The organism is Mycobacterium sp. IDUB_37 (assembly GCF_055419245.1).
This window is the reverse complement of record NZ_JBVAXG010000003.1, coordinates 150,070-168,009: the sequence shown is the minus strand read 5'-3', so window position 1 is coordinate 168,009 and position 17,940 is coordinate 150,070. Positions and strand designations below refer to the sequence as shown.

The window sequence follows — 17,940 nt, the reverse complement described above, 5'->3', positions numbered from 1 at the left end:
CTTCGGCTTGTGGCATGACTTATCCGCACCACTCGGGTCAGATATCCGGGCAGTGGTAGTTATTCTGTTGTTGTGGAATGGATTTCGGCTTAGTCCGACACTGGCCGGCCAAGTCTGCCGTTGGTGGCGTCGAGAATGGCACGGTCGATCAGCGCCAATGTTTCTTGCGCGCTCACCTCCTGGCCGTGGACCACCACCGCGGTGCTGACGTCCTCGTCGATCACCCGCAGCGCACCGGTGACGGCGGCCGCGCAGAGTCGAACGGTGAGATCGTCTGCCGGCAAACGCAATCGCTTGGCGATCACCGGGATGAAGCCGCGCTCGAGTTCGTCGTGAACCATGAGATACGCGGTGCGCAGTGCGGGTTCCGATGCCGTCATGCTGGCGATCCGCATCGCGCTGAACTCGTCGGCGATGTCCTGCTCGGTGAACGGGTGTGCGACGGCGTCGGCGGCCATGTGCTCACCCAGCGACAACTCCGGTGGCCATCGGTCCAGGACGGCGATGAACCGGTGTGCCGACTTGGCCAGCAGCGGTTCCACGCAACTCTCCTTGGAGCGGAAGTACCGCCAGATCGTGCGCGTGGAAAGTCCTGCCGCAGCGGCGATCTCGTCGCCGCTGGTTCCCGAAACCCCGTGCTGCCAGAACAATGCGCAGGCGTGACGCGATACCTCAAGCCGTGCCTGGGCTTGTGACATCGAAGGCCCCCTGTCGCGTCTGCGTGTCACTTAGTGACAGCTCCACATTGTCACTAAGTGACAGGGCCGTCAAGCGCGGGGCGGTCTCAGGCCTCGTCGTCGAGGTAGGCGTCGGCCCAGGCGCCGATGATTCGGGCCGCCCGATGGGCCTGGCCGCGGGCCGTGAGCAGGTGATCCGACCCCTCCAGCGAGACGAAACTACGTGGGTGGCGGGCCAGCCGGAAAATGTCAGTCGCGTTCTGGATGCCGACGGTGTTGTCGGTCGGTGAGTGCAGTATCAGCAAGGGCATTCGCAGGCTCTTGATCTTGTCGTGCAGGTGGGCCCCGCGGACATCCTCGACGAATGCCCGTTTCAGGGTGAGTGTCCGCCCGCCGACCATCCACTCGGCACTGCCGTCGATCAGGCAGCGATCGACTACTGCGTCGTAATGCTTCTCCACGTGGCCGACGTCGATCGGCGCCGCGACTGTGACGACCGATCGGACCCCCGGGGCCTCCCGGGCCGCGGCCAATACGGCTGCGCCGCCCCAGGAATGCCCGACCAAGATGTCGGCCGCAGTCCCGCGCTCGGCCATGAACTCGCAGGCCTTGACGATGTCGTTGACCTTGACCGTGAAGGAGCCGTCGCCCCAGTCTCCCTCTGACTTGCCCAGGCCCAGCGCGTCGAAGCGCAGCATGCCGATCCCGTCGGCGGCCAACTGCTTGCAGATGCGCGCCGCGGCCGGCGAGTCCTTGCCCAGGGTGAAGCCGTGGGCGAACACACCCCAGCCGCGCACCGACTTTTCCGGCACGTCGATGACCCCGCACAGGTCGGGGCCCGTCGAACTCGGGAATGTGACACGTTCACCCATGGTGGAGATGTACCACAGGGCAGTTGACTAGGGTGGGCCGACGTGAGAACACCGAATGCCAGTTGGTACGCGCGATTGGCCCTTGCGACGGTTGCCGCGGCTTCGACTTTGGCTTGCATGGCGACACCGCCCAACCCGACGGACACGCCGATCCGGCTGGTCGATCGCACCTTCCCGATGGACCCCGCTCCCGAATCCGGCGACGGTTCCTTGGCCGACGGTCAGACGCTGACGCCGTTCGATGTCCAGAATCCGGCGATCGGGCGTCTGGACCCGGCCCTGTTGAGCGCGATCCAGAGTGCCGCCACCGCCGCGGGCCAGAGCGGCATCACCATGACGATCAACTCGGGTTGGCGGTCGGCGGCGTTTCAGCAACAGCTGCTGGACCAGGCAGTGCAGACCTACGGCAGCATGGCGGTAGCGCGTCAGTACGTGGAAACCCCGGCAATGTCGAAACACGTCATCGGCGAGGCCGTGGACGTCGGCGGTACCGGGGCTGATCAGTGGCTGATCGCTAATGGGGCCCGCTTCGGGCTGTGCCGGATTTACGCCAACGAACTGTGGCACTTCGAGCTGGCCACCGACGCGGAGGGCAATTGCCCGGCGCTGCTGCCTAACGCGGCTGGTTGAGCCGTCCGGGTGCGGCGAAGTGGTCGAGTTTGCCCGAGCGATGGGATGATGTTGAGGTGGCTGACGGCGAACCACCCGCGACCGAGCTGAATGCTGCAGCCGGCCCGCCACCACCTGAGCCGCCGCCGGCGGAAGCAGACCAGGCAGCGACTGGCCAGACAGCGGCCAGCGCGCAACCCTCCGCGCTGCTTTGGCCTCCCGCGCCACCCGCGCCGCCGGCCCCACGGCCACCGAAGGCAGCTCGGAAAAAGATCGACTGGCAGGCCCATTTCGCAACTTGGCAAACCCGACTCGGCAACGGGCTGACCCACCTGGGTCGGGCGCTGACCCACTTCGGTAGCTGGCTGACCGGCCTCGGCAGATGGCTGGTGCGGCTCAGCGAAGTCAGGCCGTCTCCATTGCAGACCCTGGCGATACTCGGTGGATTCGCCGTGGCCAGCATTTTCGGCGCTCTTGCTTTCCCGGGCAATGCATTTGGCCAGGCGTGCGTGATCGCCTTCGTGCCGGGGCTTTGCGTTGCTCTAGGAATTCTGGGCAATCGCTGGTACGGCAAGCAAGGTTTCGACCATCAAACGGCAACGGTTACGCAGAACGCGATTCACGCCACGCAGCATCTGCAACGATCTGTTCGCTATGTCGACGATCGACTCACCGAGGCGCAGTCTCATTTGGAGAACGGCCGCACTGACAGTGGTCTCATCGAGGTGGTCCGCGCCAGGACCGCGGCGGAGTTGTCGTTGGGCACCGCGGAACAGGCTGCACGCGAATGGGAGTCCGTCTCGGGCGCGGTCGCGCCCGTCTTCGACGTCGGCGGTCCGGCAAGACCGAGAATCTCTGGCGGCAGTCCTCAGGCGGCAACCGGCGAACACATTGCCGGCAGCATCGCCCGCGTAGAGGACCAATACACCGTAGTCATCAACCGCGGGTCTGAGCACGGCGTGGTAATTGACATGGTTTTCGCCGTAATGGCGGACGGCGGGGACGAGATCGTCGATCCCGAAACGGGCAAGGTGATCGGCGAACTTCCGACCGAAAAGCTGCATGTCAAAGTCGTTGAGGCGCAACCCAAATACGCACGTGCTGTCACTTTCCGCACTTTCACGCCAGCGCGGGTCGAGTATCCCGCATTCATCGGAGCCTTCGATTCGATCGACGAGTCGATCAACAAGATGCTCGAAACCGAACTGGCGGAGTCGATTCCCGTCCGTGAGAAGATCGCCAACGCTAAGCCGTCCTCGCAACGGGATGCGCCGATGCAGTCAGAGGTCACCATCGAGATCGGTGACAGGGTTGCGCAGGTGAGCTAGCCGGATTTGCCGGCGCGCTCGTCGAGAATCTCCACCACCAACGCGATCACGAGGCAACCTGCCGGTATCCAGATCGCGTGATGACCCCAAGCCTTGGTGGCTGCCGCACCTAGTGCGGCGCCGGTGGTGAATGCTGCGATCAGCGTCGAGTACACGCGAAATGCCTGACGTTGGCCGCTCTCGTCGTCGATGAACCCCCGGTACCCGGCTTCGACCACGCGCATCAGGTTGCCCGTCGTGGCGACGGGTAGGTAGTTGAGTTCACCGATATTGCGGAACAAGCCGATCTGTGTACCCGCCAGGCAGGCGATCGGCACTGTGACGGCGGTGGCCGGGAAGGTGCCAGGGAGGAATCCGACCCCGAGGAAGAAGGTGGCCTGAATGCCTATCGTCCAGCGCAGTGGATGCGAGATCACCCGTTCGACACGTCCGGATTTGAGGTGCGCGGCGATGGCGACACCGGCCATGAACGCGAAGATCGGCCAGAGTCGGGAGAACGCCGAAAGCCAGTGCTCTTGAACCAGGTTGAGCGCGAAGAAGATCACGTTCGCCGTCTGAACATTGGCGAATACCCCGCCAAACACGAGATAGGTAAGAGCGTCCAGGAACCCGTTGGCGAGCGTGAGGATGAGCGCGGGCGGCAGGGTGGTCTTGGTCTGCCTCACGCATTCCCCTTTGCCTGGTGAGTATCACGCGCAGCGCGGGGCGCTCGTACACCGCTACCAATTAAGGCGCGGCGGTGTGCCGATCGCAAGTCGTTCGTGTCATCGATCGACATGCTGTCGATCAACTTCTACGAAATTGTTGATTTGCTGTCAACAGGGTGTCAATTAAAATCATCAGGAGTGTTGAAATCCCTCGACAGGGGGATGTCCCGGCCTTCACGTGCCCGTTAGCGTGCATATATACCGTGAGTGACCACGCATTCCGGTGAAGAACGTAAGAGCAAAGGGGCGCGCAATGTCTTTCCTCACCACACACCCGGAGTTGCTGGCTTCCGCTGCTGCAGACCTGACCGCGATCGGTGCCGGGTTTGCTGCCGGCAATGCCGCCGCCGCTGTCCCCACCACCGCTGTCGTGCCGCCCTCAGCTGATGAGGTTTCGGCGTTGACCGCGGCCCGTTTTGCCGCCTACGGCGCGCACTACCAAGCCATCAGCGCGCATGCGACCGCTATCCACGAACTGTTCGTGGCCACCCTGGCCGGCAGCGCCGACTCCTACGCGCTCACCGAAGCCGCCAACGCCGCGGCTGCCCTCTGATCGAACTTCCACCGGAGAACACAGCAAGAAGGGGGTCACTGACATGGACTACGCAATGTTGCCGCCGGAGATCAACTCCGCACGCATGTACGCCGGACCAGGTCCTGGATCGCTGCTGGCCGCCGCTACCGCCTGGGGCGGGTTGGCTGCTGACCTCGACATCACCGCGACCGCTTACCAGTCAGCGATCAGCGCTCTGGTCGGCGGACCTTGGCTGGGGCCGGCTGCGGTCGCCCTGACGGCTGCTGCCACTCCGTATGTGGCCTGGTTGCACACCAGCACCGCACTGGCCGAGTCCGCGGCTGCGCAGGCCAACGCCGCGGCCGCCGCCCACGAGGCGGCGTTCGCCATGACCGTGCCGCCGCCGCTGGTCGTCGCCAACCGCGCCCTGTTGGCGGCACTGGTCGCCACCAACGTCTTGGGTCAGAACACGCCGGCAATCGCGGCCACCGAGGCCGAATACGGTCAGATGTGGGCTCAGGACGCAGCCGCCATGTACGGCTACGCCGCATCCTCGGCAGTGGCCACGCAATTGAGCGACTTCCAGCCCGCACCCCAGGTCGCCACCCCGTCGGGCCTGGCCCGCCAGGAAGCCGCAACGGCCGCTGTTGCCGCGAACGCAGCTCAGGTCGCTGCGCAAGACGTGCTCTCCAAGGTGAGCTCCGCCATCCCCGCCACGCTGCACAGCTTGGGCCTGCCGCCGATCCCCACCTCGATCGACCAGACACTGGCCATGTGGGGCAAGTACGTCAACCCGTTCATGTCCCTGCCGACCTCGGCGTCGCAGGCCACCAACGCCGTCGTCGCGGTCACCCAATTCATGAAAGGTCTGGCCCCCGCGGCAGCTTCTGCGGCTAAGGCCCTCGAAAACAGTGTTCAGGCACTCGGAAACGCCGCCGGCACGGGCATGCACGGCGCGGGAACCGGCATCTCCGCAGCGTTGGGCAAGGCTCTGCCCGTGGGTGGTCTGTCCGCACCGGCAAGCTGGGCCGCCGCGGCCCCGGTGGCCAACCCCGCCGCCGCCATGAGCACTGGCCTGACCGTTCCCTCGGCCGCAGCAGAAGCCGGCGTGTCCGGACTTCCCATGGGCGGTGCACCTTTGGGGGCGCTGGGCCAGACGTCCGGCCAATTCGGCGGAGCGGTCCCTCGCTACGGATTCCGTCCGTCAGTGATGGCCAAACCGTTCGCGGCCGGCTGACGCCGCGTCAGCTACCTCGGTAGCATCGGCGACGCGGCGTGCGAGCGGGGGCGGATCAGGTGGACTCAGCATCGGGGACTTGCCAATATGACTCAGACATCCTGGCCGAGGGCCTCGACGTAGTCTTCTGCGGTCTCAATCCGGCCGCCACTGCCGTGGCGGACGGCCACAACTTTTCCAACCGCAGTAATCGGTTCTGGCCGGTGTTGCACCTCGCCGGCTTCACCGACACCCGCCTGCGCCCACAGAATGAACGACGTTTGCTCGAATACCGTTGTGGCATAACCGCTGTGGTCGCGCGCGCAACAGCGCGGGCTGATGAGGTGTCGCTGCGGGAATTTCGGCAGGCGCGGCCGGATTTTGAGGCGAAGATGCGCCAGTACGCGCCTCGCGTCATCGCCTTCCTGGGCAAGCGCGCATTCTCGGCGATGATGGGCAGGGCCGATGTCGACTGGGGTCGGTGCCCCGATGAATTCGCCGGGACAACGGCCTGGATCCTGCCCAATCCGAGTGGGCTCAACAGAGCTTTTAATCTTGATGCCCTGGTGGCTGCCTACGCCGAACTTCGGCATTCGCTGGTCTAGCAAGCCGCGGATGCCGAACGTCAGGCGCGGACTGGCCGGCGGAACGTCAGTTTGTCGAATTCCCGGCCGTATTCGTCGATGGCCACCACGTCCATTTCGCTGAGCAGATGCCCCGGGCGCACATCGATGCGGATGAACGCGTAGTCGCGGAACCGCACCCGCGACCAGTTGACCGCCTCGTCCTGCTTCCCGCCGTCCGCGGTCCAGACGTAGGAGTTCGGCACAAACGTGTCAGCGACTACATTCCCTCGGTAACTTTCCTGCTCACCGGGCGCAAAGTTGTACCGAGGCCGGCCCGCGGACCCGACCGTGTAATAGACGGTGCCGTCGGTGTCGGGGTACACGATCGCGTTGTCGGCAGCGACCCTGGTCGGTTTGCCCGCCCGAATCGGATCGGTGCGTTCGAACGCGTGGTTGTGGCCCTGCAGCACCAGATCGACACGGTACCGATCGAAGAGGTCGTTCCAGGCCGCCCGCACTCCGCCGTCACTGGCGTGAGTGTCGACCGTCGAGTACGCGCAGTGGTGGAAGAAGCACGCGATGAAATCGATAGCGGGATTGGCGCGGTGGGCAGCCAATGTCTGCTCGACCCAACCGTTTTGGGCTCCATCCGAGTAGCCGGTGTTGGCCGTGATCTCGTAGGTGACGTCGTTGGCATCCAGTGAGAGCACGGCGACATTGCCATAGACGAACGAATACACCGACGGGCACGGGGCAGGACCATTGCCGGGAAAATCGAAACGAGCCAGATGTCCGCCGTAACCGTGCGCCGGGTAGGCGGCCTCGATGTCGTGGTTGCCCGTGGCGAACATCCACGGCGTCGTCGAGGCGCTGCGTTCGATGGACCCCAGATAAACGTCCCAGACGTACGGGTTGAATTTGTCGAGACCTTCTGGGGCGTCGCCCGACGGAACGAACAGCGGCGACTTTCCCCGTCCAGAGGGGTCGGCGTAGGCAATGTCGCCGGCCAGCACGTGGAAGTCAGGACGGGAAGCGATGATTTGACTCAGCACGTTGGCTGTATGCGCAACGGCCGGAGCGTCGTCAGACTTGTAGCCACTGTCGTCATACTCGCCGGGCGGGAGTCCTGTTGGCAGCGTGGGTGTTTCATCCGTCCCCTGGTCGCCCATCATGGTGAACCGGAACGGGACCAACGCATTTCGTGCGTTCGGCACCGCCGTTGCCGCCGACCGGACGTCGGTGACGAAGCCGTCGTCGGTGCGCCACCGATAGAAATGCGGGGTGTGGCCGGGCAGGCCATCCAGTGGAACGTGGGCGTAGAACTGTTCGGCAGCCAGCACGCCGCCGCGGCTGTCCGGGATTTGCGTGACCAGGTTGCGGATTTCCGCCTCGACCGTGGCGCCGAGACCCGGCGTCGGGCCATGGTCGACGAATACTTTGATGCTGTTCGGGTTTCGGGATAGTTGCGCGGCCAGCCGCAACTGACTGGACGCATCGGCGCCGTATCCCACTCGCCGGTTCGCCACCGCGATGGGCGCATCCTGGGCGTACGCGCGGTACCCGAACGGCGAAACGCCCACCGCTGCCACGGCGGCCAACGCCGCCGATCCGCCGAGAAAGTTCCGTCTCGACACACGGTGCCGGCGCAGGTAGTCCTGCAGCCACTCGTACTGCTCGGTCGCCGTCATGCGGGCGGCCAACCGCTGCGGGATTCCGTTATCAGGAATTTCGCCCGGGGGAGTCCAACCGTCAGAGGCCACCAAGGGATGCTGTCCTGCCATGCGCCGAACAGCCACCTGACGGATCGTACTGTCGGGGAAATGTCGGTGAACATCTCGCACCCCGTAATTTGGCGCCGCGGTGCTAGCTTTTGAGCTTGTGCCTCCCTACCCGCCCAGCCTGATTGTCGAACCAGATGATGGACTGCAGCCGGTTCGCGAATTCATTGCCGGCGCGCAGCGCAGCCTGTTCATCAAACAGTTCACCTTCACCGAAGAGGAACTGATCCGCGACGTCATCGAACGCAGGGCCGCGGGCGTCGATGTGCGGGTCATGCTCAACCCCGCGCGGTCGGGCGGCGACCGCGCCAATGACGATACGTACCAACGGTTCTCGAATGCGGGAATCAGTGTGCAATGGTCGAACCCGAAGTTCTACGTCACCCACGAGAAGTCGATGGTGGCGGACGAACAAGCCGCTCTCGTGGCGACCTTCAACCTCTGCACCAAATATTTCACCGCTACCCGCGACTATGGCGTCGTCACCCACGACCCACAGCACGTCGCCCAGATCGTCGAAGTTTTCAACGCGGACTGGGAACACCGTGACTGGCACCCATCGGCCAACGAGGGGCTGTTGTGGAGCAACTCGAATTCACGCCTGCACATGGCGCATTTCATCGACCAGGCCACTCATCGCCTCGATGTCCAACATCCCAAATATGTCGACGCGGTGATTCTCGATCACATCGCGGCAGCCGCCGACCGCGGCGTCAAGGTCCATGTTCTGTGTGGCGGCAGACACGGCATCAGTGAGTGGGACATCCTCGACACCTTTGCCTCATTGCGCACCCTGAGACGTTTCGGTGTCAAAGTGCACAAGCAGAAGAACCTCCGGGTGCACGCGAAACTTCTGATCGTGGACAACGAGCAGGCCCTGGTTGGCTCGATGAACATCGACCGCAGCGCCTTCGATCTGCGGCGTGAACTCGGCATCACCACCAGCGACCCGACAGTGGTCGGCCGATTGAAGCAGGTCTTCGATACCGACTGGGAACTATCCCACCACTACGAACCGCCGGACCCACTCGATCCGTCGCAACACGTCGAAGACGACTTCCCGCACGATGAAGAACTCGTCCATGAATGACGCGGGCGCCCCGACCGAACAGGTTTCCCTGGTCGAGATGGGCCTGACGTTCAACCACATCGCGCTGGCGTCGTTTGGCGGCGGCTTGTCCGCGTGGTCGCGCGAAGTGCTTGTGGTGGAAAAGAAGTGGATGGGTGAAGCGGAGTTTCTCAGTGCCATGACCATGTGCCGGATCATGCCTGGCGCCAACCAGGTCAACATGGCCGTTTTCGTGGGTACCAAGATGCGCGGCATGGCGGGTGCGGCAGCCGCTCTGGTCGGGCTCTGTCTGATGCCGCTGGTGTTCGTATTGACGATGGCCTTCATCTACTTCCACTACAAGGAGGTCCCCGCCGTCAAAGGTGTGTTGCGCGGAGCCTCCGCCGCGGCTGTGGCGATGACGGTGGCGATGGTCATCAAGACCGGGCGACAATGTCTGAAGGGGCTGGTTCCGGTACTGCTGTTCGCGGCAAGTTTCGCGCTGAACGGTCTGCTGCGCTGGCCGCTGTTGGGCACCCTGGCGATTCTGGCGCCGCTGAGCCTGATCTGGGCGTGGCCCAGGCGCCCGCGCCCCGCTGCCGCATGAGCACTTACCTGCAGCTGATCTCGCTGTTCGGCATGCTGTCACTGCTCTCGATCGGCGGTGGCAATGTGGTGCTGCCCGAGATGCACTTGCGGGCGGTGAACGAAAGGCACTGGGTGACCGATTCCCAGTTCGCCGATTTGTTCTCCATCTCGCAGGCAGCGCCAGGGCCCAGCATCTTGATCGTCGCACTCGTCGGCTACGGCGCCGGCCTGCATGTCGGGGGAGTGCTCGGCGGCATCCTCGGCGGGGTAATCGCGACCTTTGCGATGGTCATGCCGGCAGCGACCTTCGTCTACGTGATCACGCTGGTCTGGCAGAAGGCCCAGGAGTCGAAGCTGCGCATCGCTGTTGAGAAGGGATTCGCGCCGCTGACCGTCGGGCTGATCCTGGCCACCTCGCTGGTGATGGGCCGCGCTGCCGACCATGACTGGCGGGCCTACCTGCTCACCGCGGTGTGCACGTTGATCTTCGTGTTCAGCAAAACCAACCCACTGATCGTCGTGGGAGCGGCAGGTGTGCTCGGCTACCTCGGCGTGGTGTGAGCCGCGGATCTGCGCTAATAACGCCGTGGTTGAGCCGCCCCGCGGACGATACCGATTTCGCGAGCCGAGGCCAGCCAGGACGGGAACTCCGTCATGACCTTGTCGTAGAACTTTTCGTCGCTCATTTTCGCCACCTGCTCGATGGCGAAGAACCCCGCGTTGTCGATTTCCCGGTCAGCTAGCTCGTCGAGTTTCTGCAGGAAAGGAAAGTCATCCTCGCGGCCGATGGCCATGAACTGGATGAACATCGGAAAACTGGACGCGCGCCGGACCGCGTCCGCGGCGGCTTTGCGGTCGGCGTTGCCGCCGTCGGTGATGAAGGCGACGAACGTGGGTAACGCCGCGCCACGCGCCAGACTTTCGGTGATCTTTTTGATGGGCGGCGCGTATGCGGTGGCGCCCCAGATGCCCTTCCGGTTGATAGCGCGGTCGGTCCAGCCTTCGCGGTTGGCGAGCGTGACGGGTTCGCCTTCGTGCACGCGGTGGTCGAAAAGGATGGTGTCGACGGTGCCGTTGTCGTCGAAAAGCAAGGCCATAGCGAGGAATCGGTCGATGAGTTCTTGGTAACTGCCGTTTTGGAACAGCGGATACGAGGAACCGGAGACATCGAGCACGAGGATCACCTCGGCGCGTTCGCCGAGGAAGCCGCGTTTCTCCAGGGAGACGCTGGCGGCGTCGAACTTCTTGAGAAGTACCGGCGATTTTTCCGAAACGGTCTTGCGCAGGTTGATCTGGCGCTGCTTATTGAGGTCGATCTTCGGCGCTGGTGGCGGTGGCGGTGGCGGTGGCGGTGGCGGTGGCGGCGGGGGCGGCGGTGGCGGGGGTGCCTGCGCCGCGGGCGCGTCGTCGACCGAGATGCCGAAGTCGGTGGCGATTCCCGTCAGCCCCGAGTCGTAGCCCTGCCCGACGGCACGGAACTTCCACGAGCCCTGCCTGCGATACAACTCGCCGAAGATCAGGCCGGTCTCGGTGGTCAGGCCCGAGATGGAATAGCTCGCCACCGGCGCACCGCCGGACAACACCCTGATCGACAGGCCCGAAAGCTGCGCGAACGACTGGCGCTTGGCCTTGGCGTCGTGAATGGATGCCACGAATGTCACCCGATCGATCACGTCGGGTACAGCGGGTGTGTTGACGACGAGGCGGTCGCCGCCGGAGGGGATCGAACCAGCGTGCCGCACCGATCCCTCGCGCGAAGTGGGCTGGTTGTAGAAGACGAAGTCGTTGTCGTCGCGCACCTTGCCTGCGCTGGTCAACAGCAGTGCGCTGGCGTCGGCGTCGATGCCGCCGACGGCCTGCCAGCTAACTTCGACGACTAGTTCGGCAGTGGGCACCGGCGCGTTGGCGCCCTTAGTCAGCTCGGGCATGACCCTCCGATTCGTCCGATCGTGGCAACAGCGTAGTCGGGCGAACGGCACGTTTGCGAGTGGCAAGACTCAAGCGCTCGTGACCACCTCAAGCGAGCGACTCGACCTCCAGGAGAGATTCGCAAGGAATACGCAAGAGCGCGTTGAGAACGTTTTACCAACGTTCCATATGGAGTTTCTTTGAACCTAGGAGGTAGTCGTGATCAGCATGACAAGCGTGGTCCGCGACACCCACACCCTGCTGCGTAGCAGCGGAGAACTGAAGCCCGGCCGCGGCGTCACGACCGTAATGGCGCTCGGCCTCGGTGCGCTCAGCCTGTTGGGCGTGCTGGTGTTCCACTACCCGCAGTACCTGACCACGCCGGACCTGCGCCCGAAGTACCCGGTCGAATTGTTCCGTTACGTCCTGTTTGCCGCACTGGTCGTCGCCGGCGCTCTGGCCATCTTCAACCTGGTGCGGAATCGGCGGCGGAATCTCAACGCTCTGGCACTGGGCCTGGTCGCCGCGGCAGCCGCGTGGGGCGGCGCTGAGGTGCCCGTCGGCAACTTCTCCAAGCACACGCCGTTCATCGGACTGGACTGGTTCGTCGTCGACCTGCTGCTGTCCGGGTTGATGTTCGTCGCGATCGAAAAGGGTGTCCCGCTGGACAAGACCAAGGCGGTGTTCCGCCGCGCCTGGCAGACCGACCTCGCGCACTTCGCAATGACCCACATCCTGATCGGCGTGAGCGTCGTGACCGTCAACTTCCTCATCTTCGACGTGCTGGGCTGGCTGCAGAACGACACCGTGCACGTCTTCGTTCGCAGCATTCCGTTCGTGCCGCAGCTCCTGCTGTGCGTCCTGGTGGCCGACCTCACCGAATACTGGACACACCGCGCCTACCACGAGGTGCCGTTCCTGTGGAAATTCCACGCCGTGCACCACAGCACCGAGACGATGGACTGGCTGGCCGGCTCGCGGCTGCACCTCTTCGAACTGGTCACCACCCGGGTGTGCGTGCTGACCCCGCTGTACCTGCTGGGCTTCACCCAGGGCGTGCTCAACACCTACATCGCCGTCATCGGCTTCTGGGGAGTGCTAATCCACGCCAATGTGAAGTTGCCCTGGGGGCCGCTGCGCCACCTGGTCGTGACGCCGGACTTCCACCACTGGCACCACTCCTCGGACGACGAAGCGATCGACAAGAATTACGCCACCCAGTTCTCGTTCCTGGACCGGTTGTTCGGCACCGCCGTGAAGTCCGAGCAGCAGTTCCCGCAGAACTACGGTGTGGTCGGCAACTACATGCCGGAAGGTTTCATCCGCCAGCAGCTGTTCCCGTTCCAGCGACTGCTGTCAGCCCGCGCAGCCTGAGTTTCTCACCGAACGCCCGTCCCCGCTGTTACACCTGGTGTGGCGGCGGGGACTTTTCGCTATCGGCTAGCCGTTTGCCCCGGGAATGCCGAGCAGCTTGCCTGCGGACCCACCGGCACCGCCAGGTGTGCCGGCCCCACCGCCCCCACCGTTGCCGATCAGTTGGGCGTTGCCGCCTTGACCGCCGGGGCCGCCAGCCGAGCTGAAGACCCCGCTGGCACCGCCGTTGCCACCGCCACCGCCGTTGCCGATTGCCCCTGCCCCTCCGCCGGCGCCGCCTGCACCGCCGACGCCTCCGGATGGGGTTTTTGCGCCGGCGGGACCGCCCGTCCCGCCCGCTCCGCCGTGCCCGCCGCTGCCGATCAGCTGATGGCCCGCGCCGCCGGCGCCGCCGGCGCCGCCTTGCCCGGCGAAGGCGACGCCGGTCATGAAGTCGGCAGTGGCGACACCGCCAGTTCCGCCAACACCCCCGTCGCCGCCGACACCGAACAGCCCGCCAGCACCGCCAGCACCCGCGTTGCCGCCCGCGCCACCGCTCGCAAACGCGACACCGAAGCCGCCACCCCCGTTGCCGCCGCCACCGCCAACGCCGCCGTTACCGAAGAACAATCCGCCCGCGCCGCCTACACCACCGGAGCCGGCGCCGATGCCGCCGCCACCAGGCGTAGTTATCCCTGCTCCACCCGCCCCGCCCGCGCCACCGGTACCGAAGAACAGCCCGCCGAGGCCGCCTGCGCCGCCGTTGCCGCCAATAAGAGTGGAATTCGCGAGTCCGCCAAGTCCGCCGGCACCGCCGGCACTGAACAACAGCCCACCCCCACCACCGGCACCACCGGTGCCGCCGATACCGCCGGCGCCGCCCGCGCCACCATTCCCGAAGAAGATCCCGCCGTCCCCGCCCCGTCCGCCGACGGCAGAGACATTCGTGCTGGCGCCGCCGGACCCGCCGTTGCCGAACAACAGGCCACCGGCCTCACCGGCCTGGCCCACACCGTTGACCGTTCCTCCGTTTCTGCCGTCGCCGATCAGGGGGCGCCCCAACAACGCTCGGGACGGGGCATTCACCAAATCCAGCACCGGTTGCAGCGGACCCGCATTGGCCGTCTCGGCCGTCGCATAGGCTCCCGCTCCGCCAGTGAGCGCCTGCACAAACTGGTCGTGAAACGCGGTCGCCTCCGTACTCAACGCCTGATAGCTCTGCGCGTGCGAGCCGAACAGTGCCGCAACGGCCACGGAGATCTCGTCGGCGCCCGCGGCCAGCAATGTTGTCGTCGGGGCCGCGGCAGCCCCGGTGGCCTGGCTGATCGACGATCCGATATTTGCCAAATCTGTTGCTGCTGCAGCGACGAATTCCGGAGTCGCGATCAAAAACGACATTCAATGCCTTTCACCAGTGGGCTGGCCCCCCAGCCGAGTCGATCCCGCAGTGCGCGAAGTGTAGCGACGATTTTGACTGGTCAGACAATTTTTGTAAATGCCCCCCGCTAGAGCCGTGTGAGCGCTAGGCATGAGACTGCCGAGAGGCTGATCCGGATCTTAATCAGACCGGATTCTCAAGTCCTCATTTGCGGTGACGGCGGCATCGTTAACTGGTGCGATGAGAGGCTTGGGTAGCGTGCCGTCGCGGCCTTGAGATAAGGGGCGTGGCTAACCGTGTGCCCCTGGCAGGCCCAATAGTTTCCCTCCGGCTCCTCCGGCGCCGCCAGCCGCGAAGACGCCGCCGGTCCCGCCAGCACCGCCGTTGCCGATCTGTTGGGCGTTGCCACCGTTGCCGCCCACGCCGCTGACCGCGGTGGCGCTGACGCCACGGGCGCCACCGTTACCGCCCGCGCCGCCGTTGCCAATCGTCCCTGCTGTGCCGCCCACCCCGCCGGCGCCGCCGTTGCCTCCGCCGTTGGTAAACCCAACTGCGTTCCCGCCCTTTCCTCCAGCACCACCGTCCCCACCGCCGCCAAACAACTGATGGGCGGTGCCGCCGGCACCGCCGGCGCCGCCGGCACCGGCGTAGGCGGAGGCGGCGGGGTCGAACGAACTGTCGGCGTTTCCGCCGAATCCACCCGCGCCGCCGTGGCCGCCGGTGCCGAATATCCCGCCTGCTCCGCCGGCGCCACCGATGCCGCCGTTGCCGCCGACCGCGGAGAAACCGTCGGTGCCGGAACCGCCGGCGCCCCCGGCACCGCCGGCACCGCCGACACCGAACAACAGCCCGCCCGTGCCGCCCGCACCACCGAATCCGCCGGAAGTGGCGCCACCAAGGATTCCGGTGGAACCGGTTGCACCCGCCCCGCCGGCGCCACCGATACCGAAGAAAAGGCCACCGGCGCCACCCGCACCGCCGCCACCGCCGGGAGCAAAGACAGTGCCGGCCCCGCCCGCCCCGCCGACTCCGCCGGCACCGAAAAACAGACCGCCTGCGCCGCCGGCACCACCGCGGCCCTCTGACCCCCCTGTCCCGCCGGCACCACCGTTGCCGAATAACAGTCCACCAGCACCGCCGGCGCCACCCTTTCCGCCGAAGAATCCGCCCTGCCCACCGGCGCCGCCGACGCCGAACAGCCCGGCGTCCCCGCCGCGGCCACCGACCACATTCATGTTGGTGCTGGAGCCACCAGCCCCGCCGTTGCCGAACAGCAGCCCTCCTGCTTCGCCGGCCTGACCAATCCCGCCGACCGTGACGCCGTCGTTGCCATCGCCGATCAAGGGCCGACCCAGTAGCGCTCGGGTGGGTGCGTTGATCAGGTCCAGCAGCGGTTGCAACGGTCCGACGCTGGCGGCGTCGGCGGCCGCGTATGCGCCAGCGCCTCCGGTGAGCGCTTGCACGAACTGGGCGTGACACTCGGTCGCCCGCGCACTGAGTGCTTGGAAGCTCTGTCCGTGCGCGCCGAACAATGCTGCAACCGCTACCGATACTTCGTCGGCGCTAGCGGCCAAGACGTTCGTTGTCGGGGCCGCGGCAGCTCCAGTGGCCTCGCTGATCGACGATCCGATGTTGGTCAAATAATTTGCTGCCGCCGTCATGAATTCCGGAGTCACGATCACAAACGACATCTGGCACCTCCACGCAGTGGGCTGGCCCCCCAGCCGAGTCGAACCCGCTGTGGGCGCAGTTTAACGCCAATTGCAGCAGCTCAGATGGCTTTTTTATTGTCGTCGACGACAATGGCATTTTCTGCTTCGGCCTAACTCACACCGGGCTCACATGCCGCTCCGATGCGCGTCCGGGCTGATCGGATGTCTGGGTTAGCTGGCGCGCGAGAGCGCCGTACTTGGGGCCGTGCCGTGGCGGAGTTTGGGTACGACGCGCAGCTAGCCGTGCGTTCCTGGTTGACCGAACAGCTTGCCCCCGGCCCCGCCGGCGCCGCCAACCGCGTCGAAGCCGCCCCCGGCACCGCGGGCACCGCCGGCACCGCCGTTGCCGATCAGTTGAGCGTTGCCACCGTTACCGCCCGGGCCGTTTGTCGCGAGGGCGACGTTCGCGTCGCCGCCGTTGCCGCCGGCACCGCCGTTGCCGATTGCCCCGCCGGCCCCGCCGGTCCCGCCGGCGCCTCCCGTACCCCCGCTGGTTGTAAATCCCGATGCGTTTCCGCCGCTACCGCCGGTCCCGCCGTTGCCGCCGTTCCCAAGGAGCGGATGGGCGGTGCCGCCGGCGCCGCCAGCGCCGCCTGGCCCAGCGATCGCAGCCCCCAGGTTGGTAGTGGCGGAGTTTCCGCCATGTCCGCCGGCGCCGCCGTGACCGCCGGTCCCGAATAGCCCAGCAGTTCCGCCGGTACCACCATTGCCGCCGCCGCCACCGGCGTTATTGGCATTGACATCATTACCGCTACCGCCGAGGCCGCCAGCACCGCCGACTCCTCCGTTACCGAAGAACAGTCCGCCGGCACCTCCGGCGCCTCCGCTGCCCGCATTGCCACCGGAGCCGAAGAGAGCGAAGGCCCCGCCCCCGCCGGCACCCCCGGCCCCGCCCGCGCTGAACAACAGCCCTCCCGCACCGCCTGCACCGCCAACCCCTCCGACTGTGGTCAAGGAACCGGCGCCGCCTGACCCGCCGGCACCACCATTGCCGAACAACAGTCCACCAGCCCCGCCCGTGCCGCCGTTGCCGCCGGCGACACCGCCTCGCCCGCCGGCGCCGCCGATGCCGAACAACCCAGCGTCACCACCTCGGCCGCCCGCCGCGCCGGCACCGGTGCTGGCGCCACCCGCGCCGCCGTTGCCGAACAAAAGCCCGCCCGCCTCACCGGCCTGCCCGACCCCGCCGACGGTGGCACCGTCGTTGCCATCGCCGATAAGGGGCCGGCCTAGAAGCGCTCGGGTGGGCGCGTTGACCAGGTCCAGCAACGGTTGCAACGGTCCGACGCTGGCGGCCTCGGCGAAAGCATATGCACCTGCGCTTCCCGTGACCGCTTGCACGAACTGGGCGTGATACTCGGTCACCTGCGCACTGATTGCCTGGAAGTTCTCTCCGTGCGCCCCGAAAAAGGCCGCGACGGTCACTGAGACTTCGTCGGCGCTCGCCGCCAGGAGGTTCACCGTAGGGGCCGCCGCGGCACCGGCGGCGGCGCGAAGAGACAAGCCGATATCGGCTAGATCATTTGCTGCCGCTGTGACTAACTCAGGAGTCGCGAATACGAACGACACTTGACACCTCCCACTGAAGTGGGCTGGCCCCCCAGCCAAGTTGAACCCTCTGCGGCGGAATTTTAGCGCCTATATCTGCAGCTCAGAAGACTTTTTTATTGTCGTCAGCGTAAGCGA

The 17,940-nt window shown here is 65.7% G+C and carries 15 protein-coding genes and 2 pseudogenes; 9 read left to right on the top strand and 8 right to left on the bottom strand.

From position 1 onward, the window contains the following. Positions 1-89: 89 nt before the first annotated feature. The gene (locus tag ACZY1I_RS11590) at positions 90-698 is read right to left on the bottom strand and encodes a TetR/AcrR family transcriptional regulator (protein WP_463754537.1); all 609 of its coding nucleotides are present in this window, start codon (positions 696-698) and stop codon (positions 90-92) included. Positions 699-784: 86 nt separating this feature from the next. Then, complete coding sequence (locus ACZY1I_RS11585; protein ID WP_463754536.1) at positions 785-1,549, bottom strand: alpha/beta hydrolase family protein; 765 nt, start codon at positions 1,547-1,549, stop codon at positions 785-787. A gap of 117 nt (positions 1,550-1,666) precedes the next feature. On the opposite strand from ACZY1I_RS11585, the gene ACZY1I_RS11580 reads away from it, so the two are divergent. Together ACZY1I_RS11580 and ACZY1I_RS11575 are read left to right on the top strand one after the other, a co-directional pair. Then, positions 1,667-2,179: a M15 family metallopeptidase gene (locus ACZY1I_RS11580; RefSeq protein WP_463755091.1), complete on the top strand. Its 513-nt coding sequence runs from the start codon at positions 1,667-1,669 to the stop codon at positions 2,177-2,179. A 56-nt stretch (positions 2,180-2,235) separates the two neighbouring features. Continuing rightward, entirely contained in the window at positions 2,236-3,486 is a 1,251-nt protein-coding gene (locus ACZY1I_RS11575) for a hypothetical protein (RefSeq protein WP_463754535.1), read from the top strand. Here the strand turns inward: ACZY1I_RS11575 and ACZY1I_RS11570 are convergent. Further along, positions 3,483-4,151, bottom strand: coding sequence for a YoaK family protein (locus tag ACZY1I_RS11570; RefSeq protein ID WP_463754534.1), 669 nt, complete (start codon positions 4,149-4,151; stop codon positions 3,483-3,485). The genes ACZY1I_RS11575 and ACZY1I_RS11570 overlap by 4 nt on opposite strands. 295 nt (positions 4,152-4,446) lie before the next feature. Between ACZY1I_RS11570 and ACZY1I_RS11565 the strand changes: the two genes are divergently transcribed. The 3 genes from ACZY1I_RS11565 to mug are packed head-to-tail and all read left to right on the top strand — an operon-like array spanning position 4,447 to position 6,528. Further along, complete coding sequence (locus ACZY1I_RS11565; protein WP_463754533.1) at positions 4,447-4,746, top strand: PE family protein; 300 nt, start codon at positions 4,447-4,449, stop codon at positions 4,744-4,746. Between the two features lie 43 nt (positions 4,747-4,789). Next, on the top strand, positions 4,790-5,944 hold the full coding sequence (locus ACZY1I_RS11560; protein WP_463754532.1) for a PPE family protein: 1,155 nt from the start codon (positions 4,790-4,792) through the stop codon (positions 5,942-5,944). Between the two features lie 59 nt (positions 5,945-6,003). Further along, on the top strand, positions 6,004-6,528 hold the full coding sequence (mug, locus tag ACZY1I_RS11555; RefSeq protein ID WP_463754531.1) for a G/U mismatch-specific DNA glycosylase: 525 nt from the start codon (positions 6,004-6,006) through the stop codon (positions 6,526-6,528). A gap of 20 nt (positions 6,529-6,548) precedes the next feature. Here the strand turns inward: mug and ACZY1I_RS11550 are convergent, their stop codons facing one another. Next, positions 6,549-8,270: a metallophosphoesterase gene (locus ACZY1I_RS11550; protein ID WP_463755090.1), complete on the bottom strand. Its 1,722-nt coding sequence runs from the start codon at positions 8,268-8,270 to the stop codon at positions 6,549-6,551. Positions 8,271-8,367: 97 nt separating this feature from the next. Between ACZY1I_RS11550 and ACZY1I_RS11545 the strand changes: the two genes are divergently transcribed. From ACZY1I_RS11545 to ACZY1I_RS11535, 3 genes are read left to right on the top strand one after another with little or no spacing between them, the layout of a single operon-like run. After that, positions 8,368-9,357: a phospholipase D-like domain-containing protein gene (locus ACZY1I_RS11545; RefSeq protein WP_463754530.1), complete on the top strand. Its 990-nt coding sequence runs from the start codon at positions 8,368-8,370 to the stop codon at positions 9,355-9,357. Beyond that, on the top strand, positions 9,350-9,922 hold the full coding sequence (locus ACZY1I_RS11540; protein WP_463754529.1) for a chromate transporter: 573 nt from the start codon (positions 9,350-9,352) through the stop codon (positions 9,920-9,922). The genes ACZY1I_RS11545 and ACZY1I_RS11540 overlap by 8 nt, the downstream gene beginning before the upstream one ends. Continuing rightward, positions 9,919-10,464, top strand: a complete 546-nt coding sequence (locus ACZY1I_RS11535) for a chromate transporter (protein WP_463754527.1) — start codon at positions 9,919-9,921, stop codon at positions 10,462-10,464. The genes ACZY1I_RS11540 and ACZY1I_RS11535 overlap by 4 nt, the downstream gene beginning before the upstream one ends. A gap of 14 nt (positions 10,465-10,478) precedes the next feature. On the opposite strand, the gene ACZY1I_RS11530 is transcribed toward ACZY1I_RS11535, so the two are convergent. After that, positions 10,479-11,831, bottom strand: coding sequence for a VWA domain-containing protein (locus ACZY1I_RS11530; RefSeq protein ID WP_463754526.1), 1,353 nt, complete (start codon positions 11,829-11,831; stop codon positions 10,479-10,481). 208 nt (positions 11,832-12,039) lie between these two features. Between ACZY1I_RS11530 and ACZY1I_RS11525 the strand changes: the two genes are divergently transcribed. Continuing rightward, positions 12,040-13,185 (top strand): sterol desaturase family protein, encoded by a 1,146-nt coding sequence (locus ACZY1I_RS11525; protein ID WP_463755089.1) that lies wholly within the window; start codon positions 12,040-12,042, stop codon positions 13,183-13,185. A 69-nt stretch (positions 13,186-13,254) separates the two neighbouring features. Here the strand turns inward: ACZY1I_RS11525 and ACZY1I_RS11520 are convergent. The 3 genes and pseudogenes from ACZY1I_RS11520 to ACZY1I_RS11510 form a co-directional block, all read right to left on the bottom strand. Continuing rightward, positions 13,255-14,562: pseudogene (locus ACZY1I_RS11520) on the bottom strand (PE family protein); the annotation flags it as partial. Between the two features lie 270 nt (positions 14,563-14,832). After that, positions 14,833-16,233: a PE family protein gene (locus ACZY1I_RS11515; RefSeq protein ID WP_463754525.1), complete on the bottom strand. Its 1,401-nt coding sequence runs from the start codon at positions 16,231-16,233 to the stop codon at positions 14,833-14,835. A gap of 261 nt (positions 16,234-16,494) precedes the next feature. After that, positions 16,495-17,823: pseudogene (locus ACZY1I_RS11510) on the bottom strand (PE family protein); the annotation flags it as partial. Positions 17,824-17,940: the final 117 nt, after the last annotated feature.

What these genes read in the sequence shown, in the direction of transcription:
- ACZY1I_RS11590 (WP_463754537.1), bottom strand. Translation starts at nt 698, where the DNA reads ATGTCACAAGCCCAGGCACGGCTTGAGGTATCGCGTCACGCCTGCGCA.
- ACZY1I_RS11550 (WP_463755090.1), bottom strand. Translation starts at nt 8,270, where the DNA reads ATGGCAGGACAGCATCCCTTGGTGGCCTCTGACGGTTGGACTCCCCCG.
- ACZY1I_RS11580 (WP_463755091.1), top strand. Translation starts at nt 1,667, where the DNA reads ATGGCGACACCGCCCAACCCGACGGACACGCCGATCCGGCTGGTCGAT.
- ACZY1I_RS11530 (WP_463754526.1), bottom strand. Translation starts at nt 11,831, where the DNA reads ATGCCCGAGCTGACTAAGGGCGCCAACGCGCCGGTGCCCACTGCCGAA.
- ACZY1I_RS11560 (WP_463754532.1), top strand. Translation starts at nt 4,790, where the DNA reads ATGGACTACGCAATGTTGCCGCCGGAGATCAACTCCGCACGCATGTAC.
- ACZY1I_RS11515 (WP_463754525.1), bottom strand. Translation starts at nt 16,233, where the DNA reads ATGTCGTTTGTGATCGTGACTCCGGAATTCATGACGGCGGCAGCAAAT.
- ACZY1I_RS11525 (WP_463755089.1), top strand. Translation starts at nt 12,040, where the DNA reads ATGACAAGCGTGGTCCGCGACACCCACACCCTGCTGCGTAGCAGCGGA.
- ACZY1I_RS11535 (WP_463754527.1), top strand. Translation starts at nt 9,919, where the DNA reads ATGAGCACTTACCTGCAGCTGATCTCGCTGTTCGGCATGCTGTCACTG.
- ACZY1I_RS11585 (WP_463754536.1), bottom strand. Translation starts at nt 1,549, where the DNA reads ATGGGTGAACGTGTCACATTCCCGAGTTCGACGGGCCCCGACCTGTGC.
- ACZY1I_RS11565 (WP_463754533.1), top strand. Translation starts at nt 4,447, where the DNA reads ATGTCTTTCCTCACCACACACCCGGAGTTGCTGGCTTCCGCTGCTGCA.
- ACZY1I_RS11540 (WP_463754529.1), top strand. Translation starts at nt 9,350, where the DNA reads ATGAATGACGCGGGCGCCCCGACCGAACAGGTTTCCCTGGTCGAGATG.